This window comes from Brevundimonas diminuta ATCC 11568 (assembly GCF_000204035.1).
GTDB classification, from domain to species: domain Bacteria; phylum Pseudomonadota; class Alphaproteobacteria; order Caulobacterales; family Caulobacteraceae; genus Brevundimonas; species Brevundimonas diminuta.
The window spans coordinates 1,314,067-1,322,191 of the sequence record NZ_GL883086.1; the positions used below are offsets into that span (position 1 = coordinate 1,314,067).

Here is an 8,125-nt window from a genome sequence, read left to right on the forward strand (position 1 = left end):
GGTCGGCGCTGCGACCAGGGAGCCGGTCGAATCCAGGCCGACATCCAGGGCGCTGGTGGCCACGCCGTTCTTCTGGGCGCAATCGGCCAGGGTGGCCAGGCCGACGAACTGTCCGTTGACGAAGCAACGCAGCTCGCGCGTCGGCTCCAGGGTCGGGGCCTCGGCGACATCGATGGTCAGTCCGCCCTTGGACGCCGGCGGCGCCTCGACAGGTCCGTCGCGCCCGCCGCTGAACACCAGGGCGGCCGCCACCGCGCCGACGACGGCCAGGCCGGCGCCGACGATCAGGACCGTGCGATTGTCTTTGGAAAGGGCCATGCAGCTCTCAACGCTAACGAAGGCCCCACTAACCCCGTCCGCCCCACGGCCGTCAACCGAAAGCGCCGTTCACCCCGGCTTAGCCTGTGAGTCGCGCCAGTGCAGCCTGATAGTTGGCCAGTTGAGCCTGCAGATAGGCCGGCGCCTGCCCCGTGACCGGCGGCTTTGACGCTTCGGGCGACAGGGCGCGATAGGCGTCGCGCATGGCCTTGATCGCCAGTTGCACCTGATCCTTGGACTTGGCGATGGCCTCGGCGCCGGACAGGTTGAGCAACGGCGACAGGTTGACCCCGAAGGTCTTCTTCTTGTCGTCCGCCGACTTGCCGATGAAGCCGGGCGTCAGGCCCAGCCCCGCCAGGGCGTCGCGCCCCCCTTCGCCGGGGATCAGCACGGCGCCGGCCCGCCCGTCGGCGCTGGTGATCGACAGACGCTGGACACCGCCGCTGGTCACGCGCGTGTCGCCGTCCAGGCCCGTCAGATAGTCCCGGTCCGTCTTGATCGTGACCTTGAGATGGCGGCCCGAGGCCAGTTCGATCTTGCGCGCCAGGGACTGTAGCGTGTCCTTCGCCTCGATGGTCACGGCCGTCTGCCGCCCAGTCGCGGGATTCTGCACATAGAAGCGGTCGCCGGCGCGCACAGCGGTGGCGTCGACCAGGGCCTTGGAATCGCTCTGATCGATCTCGCCCTGCGGCAGGCCCAGCCGGTCCAGAACGCTGGCGCCGCCGGACGAAACCGTCAGGGCCAGCGGCTTGGCCTGTCCTTCGGCCGCCGTCCAGCTCTGGCTCCATTCCACCTGGCCGGTCTGAGCGTCCAGCCGCGCCAGATAGCCGCGCGTGGGGTCGTCCTTCTTGGCGCCGACAGGGCGGTCCGAAACGCCGGTGAGCCAGACCTTGCCGTCGTGCACCTTGACGTCGGCGGCCGTGTCGTCGCCCTCCCCGCCGTAATAGGTCAGCCGATCGGCGCCCGAAGCGGTCAGGTCCGTGGACAAGCTGGCGACGAAGGCGTCCTGCCCGCCCGCGTGGGCGTTGGCGACCTGACCCGCGTTCAGGGCGCCGTTGCCCGTCGCCCCCGACACGATCAGCCGCCCTTTCGCCACCGCCAGACCGGCGATCTCGCCGCCCGAGGACGCGCCCAGGTTCCGCACGCTCAGCAACTCAGGCGCCCCGGTCGGACCGACGCGGAAGTGACGCAGCACGAAGGCGCCGTTCTCGACCCCCGCCGTGTAGAGATTATCGCCGTCGACGGTCATGGCCTGGACGTTGTCGTCTCCCGCCGTGCCGAACTGGGCCGCGCCCGTCGCGGTCGCCTTGATCGGCGCCAGGCTGTGGATCTGGCTTTCGCTGAAGGCCTGGACGTAGCCGTCCCAGCCGCCCACGGCCAGCGCGCCCGGCATGGCCGACTTGGCCCGTCCCGCCACATAGACCCGGCCGTCCGCGCCGAAGGAGACGGCCGTGGCCTCATCCTCGGCCCTGGCGCCGCGCCTCTGGGTCCACTGCTCGCGGCCGTCGGCGTCGAAAACGGTGACGAAGCTGTCCGCCGTCGTGGCCGAAGCTCCGGCCTCGCCAGGAACCAAGGCGCCGACCACTGAGCCGGCGACCGCCACCCGTCCGTCCGCATCCACGGCGATGGCGTAGCCGCTGGCCTTGGAGGCCGCGCCCAACGCCCGGCTGACCACCACATTGCCCGCCGAATCCAGCTTCATCAGGACGACGTCGGCCTGGCCCTTGATCGGCTGCGTGGAAGAGCCGGCGCTGACGTCGGCCACGATCCACATCGAGCCGTCCGGCCCCGCAGCGCTGGCGCGCACCGTCTCTACGCCGTCCGGCAGGTTGGAGACGCCGCTGCGGCCCTCGACCCAGAAGCTCTCGCCGCCCGCGCCTGCGACCGGATTGCCGTCCGGGTCGAACTTCAGCACTTCGTGACCGCCCTTGGTCCCGACGCCCTGCACCACCTGGATCGAATCCCGCGCCTCTGCGGGAACGAAGCTGATCGTCTCCGCCGAGGTTCCGCTGACCGTCAGTCCCCAGCGCGTCGGCCCGGCGGGCAAGGTGATGGTCTTATCGCCGACCTTCACGGTCCGCGGCTCGGCCTCGATCATCTGGCGGTGAATGCGGGTCTGCACGCCCGCCGCCTCCAGCTTGCCGTTGATGTGCTCCAGCACCGCATCCATCGTGCGCGGCGTCGACCCCATCTCGGCCAAGTCGATGGCGACCGTCTGACTGCCCGCGATCGTCTTCGCCGTCACGCCGAAACGCACATCGCCCTGGAAGGCGGCGACCTCGTCGGTCAGGGCGCCGTCATGAATCGGGCCGGTCAGATATTTGGAGCTGTCGCGGGCCACGGCCGCCGTCGACTGGCTCTGCGAAGCCGAAACGCCCTGAACGATCCGCACGCCGTCGAACTGGGCCGAGGCCAGAAAGTCCGTCACTTCCGCCATGCCCGAGGCGAAGCGCCGAGACAACTGATCGGACTCCAGTCGTCCCACGTTGCGCTCGCCCGCCCGCGTGGTCAGGGCCTCCAGCATCGTCAGCCCCTGATACAGGGCGAATATCTTGCGATAGTCGCTCGAAGAGGCGCCCTTGACGTCGAGCACCGCGTTTTCTTCGTTGACGAGCTTGCGTCCGCTCAGCGCCGAGCGCAGCAGCTCCGATTGGCTCGGCTTCTCCTTGGCGTCCAGGCTCCAGGGCGCCGTCGGCTGGGTCTTGGGCTTGGCCGCAGGCGCGGCCGAAGGCAGGCCGCCGAGACCCGCTCCGGCGCCGAAAAGACCCAGCAGATAACTGTTGTTGATGGCCGCCAAGCAAACCTCCGCCCGTCAGCATCGCCCGCCACGGTAACGAACTGTTTAACAGTCGCCAGGAACCGCGCGCCGAACACCGCCGTTTTTCGCCTCGCCACAGCCGAGGTGAGACTGCCCATGTCACGCGTGCGCTGGATATTGATGAGGCTGATGAGCCTCTACGGCCTGATCCCTCGACCGACCCGCCGTCGGCCGCCCCCCTTGTCGCTAGGACACGGCGCGCAGCGACGGCTGGGCTAGGCCGCGATCAGCCCTTGAACAGCGACAGGATGATCTGCGGCGCCTGGTTGGCGATCGACAGCGCCTGAGCGCCCAGTTGCTGCTGAACCTGCAGAGCCTGCAGTCGCGCGCTTTCACGCGCCATGTCCGCATCGACCAGGTTGCCGACGCCGACTTCCAGCGAGTCCATCAGCTTGGTGACGAACTGGGTGTGCTTCTCGATCTGCTTGGATTGAGCGCCCAGTTCGGCGAGCTTGGCGTTGGCGTCGGTCAAGGCCGCCTCGATGGCCGTCAGGCCAGCGGTTGCATTGGTTTCGGTCGTCAGGTCCAGCCCGGTCAACGAGAGCCCGGCCAGAGTCAGATTCTGACGATTCATCGAAATCGTTTCAGAGGCGTCGGCGTTGGCGAGGAAATCCAGCGCCGTGGTCGAGCTGCCGTCGAGAATGTTCTCGCCGTCAAAAGAAGCGTTGGCCGCAAACGATCCCAGCGATGTCAGCAGAGCCTGAAACTCATCGTCATAGGCCTTGCGCGTCGCCGCCGACGCCGAAGGATCGGCCGCGGCGGTCGCCTTCTGGCGCAACTCGACCAGGATATCGGAAATCTGCTGCCCTGCGGCCAGGGCGACGTCCGCCAAGGAGGTGGCGCGGTTGAGGCTGGTCTTGACCGATTCGAGCGCACTCATGTCGGCGCGCTGGTTCTGGGCGATGGCCCAGGTCGCGGCGTTGTCCTTGGCGCCCTGCACCTTCAGGCCCGTGTTCACCCGGCTCTGGGTCGCCGCCAGCTTGGAGTTGGTGGCGTTCAGGTTCTGAAGCGCGACAAGCGCCGACGCATTGGTGATTACGCTGTTGCTCATGGCTTTCTCGCCTCAGATCCGATTCTGGCGAGCATTAATGACGCTGATTCCTGAGCGTATGGTTAACGCCGTCGCAACGCCTGTTAACGCCGCCCGGCCATGCCGAGGGGCGTTTCGTTGTTTAGGAGCGCAGATCAGGCTTCGGTCTTGATGATCTTCCCGACGTCGTAGGCTGGGCTCTGGCGCAGTTTCAGCACTTCCTCGCGGGGAAACTGGCGGATCACCTCTCCCGTCACGCGATCCAGGGTCTTGTAGACATAGCCCGTCGACTCGCGCTCGATCGTCAATCGGTAGCGACCGGCGTCGTCGGCTGCGCTCTGCGACGCCTGAACAGCGGGTTTCGCCTCGGCCACGACGCCCTGCGGCTCGCGGTCCAGATAGGTTACGCTGGAAACTCCTGCGACATTGTCAGCCATATCCCTCTGCGCGGACCTGCCGCGCCTCCCGTCTCAAACGACGCGAGAAAGGGGCGAACCCAGCGGCCCGCCCCTTCCCTAACCGCGTCGGATTAGCGGAACAGGCCCAGCAGGATCGAGCTGGACTGGTTCGCGATCGACAGCGCCTGCACGCCCAGCTGCTGCTTGGTCTGCAGAGCCGTCAGGCGAGCGCTTTCCTTGGCCAGGTCGGCGTCGACCAGGTTGCCGATGCCGACTTCAAGCGAGTCCTGCATCTTGCTGACGAAGGTCAACTGGCGATCCATCGACTTGGACTTGGTGCCCAGGTCGCCGAGCACGGCGGTGAAGGCCGTGATGGCGCCCTCGACCGCAGCGGCCGTGGCGGTGGTCGCGTCAGCCGTGCCGGTAGCCGTCGCTACAGTAGTGGCGGCTCCACCGGCGGCTTTCAGCGTGAAAGTAGCGCCCGCTCCGGTACCCGTACGAACCTCCACCGCGTCGGTATTGGCGCTAAACAGGTTCACGCCGTCGAAGCTCGCGCCGCCCAGAGCCTTGGTGATTTCATTGCCCAGGGCGTTGAAGTCAGCCAGATAAGCCGTTTGAGCCGCGCCGGTCGACGAAGCGATGGCGACCGCCAGACCCTTCTGTTCTTCCAGAGCCTTCGTGACGATCTCGCCCGCGGCCAGAGCCACGTCGACGATCGACTGACCGCGCTGGATCGACTGCTTCACCGAGTCCAGAGCGCCCATTTCAGCGCGCTGCGACGTGGCGATGGCGAAGATGGCGCCGTTGTCCTTGGCCGTGGAGACCTTCAGGCCGGTGTTGACGCGGTTTTGCGTGACGTTGAGGTCGCGGTTCGTCGCGTTCAGGTTTTGCAGGGCGATGAGCGCGCCCGCATTGGTGTTGATGCTGTTAGCCATTTTGGCTGTCCTTTGTCTTCAGACGATGGCCGACGCCGTTTTGGCGTCGGTGAGCATTCTGCTCGGTAGCGAGAGGTGGTCAGGCGGCGGCTTCAACCGCCGCCTTCAGCGTTAGCGGAACAGGCCCAGCAGGATCGAGCTGGACTGGTTCGCGATCGACAGCGCCTGCACGCCCAGCTGCTGCTTGGTCTGCAGAGCCGTCAGGCGGGCGCTTTCCTTGGCCAGGTCGGCGTCGACCAGGTTGCCGATGCCGACTTCAAGCGAGTCCTGCATCTTGCTGACGAAGGTCAGCTGGCGCTCCATCGACTTCGACTGGGTGCCCAGCTTGCCGAGTTCGGCGGTGAAGCCGCTGATGGCGGTGTCGACGGCCGTGATCGCAGCCTGAGCGGCCGTAGCGTCGGCCGGAGCCGTCAGCGTAGCCGTGGTGGCGACGGTGATCGCCGCGCCCGTGCCGATGTTCTGGGTCGCGCCCGAGGTGCTGGTCAGAACCGACTGCTGCGTGGTGTTGGAGAACAGGTTCACGCCGTCGAAGGTCGCGCCGGCCAGGGCCTTGGTGATTTCACCGCCCAGGGCGTTGTAGTCGGCCAGGTAGGCCGTTTGAGCCGCGCCGGTCGAAGAGGCGATGGCGACCGCCAGGCTCTTTTGTTCTTCCAGGGCCTTGGTGATGGTCTCACCGGCGGCCAGGGCCACGTCGACGATCGATTGACCGCGCTGGATGGACTGCTTCACCGAATCCAGAGCGCCCATTTCAGCGCGCTGTGCGGTGGCGATGGCGAAGATCGCGCCGTTGTCCTTGGCCGTGGAGACCTTCAGACCCGTGTTCACGCGGTTTTGCGCGACGTTCAGGTCACGATTCGTCGCGTTCAGATTCTGCAGGGCGATGAGAGCGCCAGCATTGGTGTTGATGCTGTTAGCCATTTTGGCTGTCCTTTGTCTTCGACGATGTCCGACGCCGTTTTGGCTGCCGGGAGCTTTCTGCTCGCAGGCCATGACCGCAAGGAGCGGGCCAGGCGGCGCCAGACCCATCTCGAACGCACAGCCTTGATTTTTCAGCGTTAGATTTTGGAAACCATGCCGCCGAACCCGGCAATATTTGCCCATTCCCCCGGCAGCTCGGCGCTTTTTGCCTAGTCGCTCGGCAATATCGGCCCAGCTTCCTTTCGCCCCTGCGCCCAGGCGTCGATCAAATCGCGTTCGGCCTTCAGCGTCTCCACAGCCAGGCGCCTGGCGGCGTCGCACGCCGCCACCTGCGCGCCGCGCCGCACATAGGCCGCCTCCAGATCCGCCGCCGTCGGACGCTCGGGCAGCATGGCCAGTTCACAGGGCCGCGTCGCCGCCTCGACCAGGATCAGCCGGGGCGGCGCAACCGGCGAAGACGGGCGCGAGGCGGCACAGTTCGCGGTCATGCTCGCGCAGACGCCGAGCGCGATCAGGGTCCAGGGGCGTATCAGCATCATCAGCGGTCCTCGCTCGGGTTTCAGCCGCGACGGTCGCCTGCGTCACGGCCTGGGCGTTGCGGTGAAAGGCGTCGAGATCCTCGAGCTGGCGAGCGCGTGCGGCGGCCTCCAGACTTCGGGCGGACGCCTCGGTCTGCGCCCGATCGAGGCGTTGCTGGGCCGCCTCCAGCCGACGCGCCTGGAGGTGCAGCGGATCCCAGCGCAAGCCCAACCCCCGCCCGACGATCAGCAACAACACGCCCGTCGCCAGCATCGTCGCCCACCAGCCGAGCGGCGTCAGAATCCGCAGGAAACGGCCCATCATGGATAGGCCCTCCGATCCAGTTCGAAATGCGGTCCGTCACGCAGGCGCGGCCAGTCTCCGCCCCAGATCAGCGGCGCGCTCGCAGCCGCAGCCGCTTCCTTGAACGCCCCGGCGATGCGCGGATACAGCGGCCAGTCCCAGCGCACCCCGCCGTCGACCCAGGCGGCCACGTCGACCGCATGGCCGGTCAGGTGCCGCGAGTTCAACGTCCGGCTAGCCCCGGCCCGGACCAGCTCCGCCTGACGCGCAGGCGTCCGCAGCCCCTCCGTGACCATGAAGTCCACCGGCGTCAGCAGGATGGCCGCCTCGACCACCGCGACCAGATCGGGATGGACGCCCTTCAGCCGCTCGCGCGAGCGTTGCGACAGACGGAAGCTCATGGCTTCCCGCCCGCGCGCAGTCGCGCCAGATTGACGATCTGCTGGGCGCTGGGCGCCACCAGATAGAGCAGCAGCATCAGGGCCATCAGCCCCATCAGCCCCTCGGCGATGCGCGGCAGGTCGTTCGCCGCCGCCCGCGTCACCGCCAGCCGCAACAGCAGCCACAGCGCCAGGCTGGCCGCATAGACATAAAGACGCCGCCACAGCCAGCGGCCCTCGGCCAGCTCCTGCGGACGCGCGGCCGGTTTGTCGTGATGCTCAGACGTCATTGCCCATCCTCCGGGTCATGAGGCGCGGCCGAGCTTCGCCAGTCGCCGCCCAGGTGGTCGAAACAGTCGTCGGCCGAGAGGCGATCGGGCGCGGCCCAGGCCTCCTCGTCCAACAGCGGCTCCAGTTCGCCGAGCGACAGGGCGTCCTCGGCGTCGATGATGCGATGCAGGCGTCGGATCATGGCGCTCACCCCACCGCCGTCAGCCAGACCACGC

Annotated in this window: 10 protein-coding genes and 1 pseudogene; all 11 read right to left on the bottom strand. The window is 67.4% G+C overall.

Features of this window, described 5'->3' with window-relative positions:
- Positions 1–318: pseudogene (locus tag BDIM_RS17945) on the bottom strand (hypothetical protein); the annotation flags it as partial.
- Positions 319–397: 79 nt separating this feature from the next.
- Entirely contained in the window at positions 398–3,115 is a 2,718-nt protein-coding gene (locus BDIM_RS10250) for an NHL repeat-containing protein (protein ID WP_003165526.1), read from the bottom strand.
- Between the two features lie 247 nt (positions 3,116–3,362).
- Positions 3,363–4,187 carry a flagellin gene (locus tag BDIM_RS10255; protein ID WP_003165527.1) on the bottom strand — a complete coding sequence of 275 codons (825 nt, stop codon included), beginning with the start codon at positions 4,185–4,187 and terminating at the stop codon, positions 3,363–3,365.
- Between the two features lie 134 nt (positions 4,188–4,321).
- The gene (locus BDIM_RS10260; RefSeq protein ID WP_003165528.1) at positions 4,322–4,603 is read right to left on the bottom strand and encodes a flagellar protein FlaG; all 282 of its coding nucleotides are present in this window, start codon (positions 4,601–4,603) and stop codon (positions 4,322–4,324) included.
- 92 nt (positions 4,604–4,695) lie between these two features.
- The gene (locus tag BDIM_RS10265; RefSeq protein ID WP_003165529.1) at positions 4,696–5,499 is read right to left on the bottom strand and encodes a flagellin; all 804 of its coding nucleotides are present in this window, start codon (positions 5,497–5,499) and stop codon (positions 4,696–4,698) included.
- A 111-nt stretch (positions 5,500–5,610) separates the two neighbouring features.
- Positions 5,611–6,417 (bottom strand): flagellin, encoded by an 807-nt coding sequence (locus BDIM_RS10270; RefSeq protein ID WP_003165530.1) that lies wholly within the window; start codon positions 6,415–6,417, stop codon positions 5,611–5,613.
- 209 nt (positions 6,418–6,626) lie between these two features.
- Entirely contained in the window at positions 6,627–6,809 is a 183-nt protein-coding gene (locus tag BDIM_RS10275; RefSeq protein ID WP_003165531.1) for a hypothetical protein, read from the bottom strand.
- 7 nt (positions 6,810–6,816) lie between these two features.
- Entirely contained in the window at positions 6,817–7,260 is a 444-nt protein-coding gene (locus tag BDIM_RS10280) for a hypothetical protein (RefSeq protein WP_003165532.1), read from the bottom strand.
- Complete coding sequence (locus BDIM_RS10285; RefSeq protein WP_003165533.1) at positions 7,257–7,640, bottom strand: M15 family metallopeptidase; 384 nt, start codon at positions 7,638–7,640, stop codon at positions 7,257–7,259. The genes BDIM_RS10280 and BDIM_RS10285 overlap by 4 nt, the downstream gene beginning before the upstream one ends.
- Complete coding sequence (locus tag BDIM_RS10290; protein ID WP_003165534.1) at positions 7,637–7,909, bottom strand: hypothetical protein; 273 nt, start codon at positions 7,907–7,909, stop codon at positions 7,637–7,639. Before BDIM_RS10290 ends, BDIM_RS10285 begins: the two co-directional genes overlap by 4 nt.
- Positions 7,906–8,125 (bottom strand): hypothetical protein (locus BDIM_RS10295; RefSeq protein WP_248601212.1); only part of this gene is annotated, 220 nt, incomplete at its 5' end. The genes BDIM_RS10295 and BDIM_RS10290, both read right to left, overlap by 4 nt.